The sequence below is a fragment of the Mucilaginibacter sp. dw_454 genome, assembly GCF_018449775.1.
In the GTDB taxonomy this organism is placed as follows: domain Bacteria; phylum Bacteroidota; class Bacteroidia; order Sphingobacteriales; family Sphingobacteriaceae; genus Mucilaginibacter.
Map to the genome: position 1 here is coordinate 1 of NZ_JAAVVB010000016.1, position 259 is coordinate 259.

At 48.3% G+C, this 259-nt stretch carries 1 pseudogene; it reads right to left on the reverse strand.

The annotated features are described in order from the left end of the window. Positions 1 to 259, reverse strand: a pseudogene (locus HB679_RS20535) (hypothetical protein); the annotation flags it as partial.

Below are 259 nucleotides of genomic sequence, written 5' to 3' on the forward strand. Positions count from 1 at the left end.
CGGATAAATGCTGGTTACCCTGCCGCCTGTTACGCCACCATTAAAGGTAGGTACGAATTTGATCTTTTTCAGATATGTGGTAACGGCTACGGTATCTATCAAACCATTGGTCGTAATCTTTGCTATTCTGCTTACCCCGCCATTTTGTTGTGCGTAGCCCGAAAAGTCGCCTACGATATAGTAGTAGGGGCCTATGGCTGCTACGTCATATACGTCAGAGGTTGCGCCCTGGCCAACCAGGAACGAACGATCCCATGAT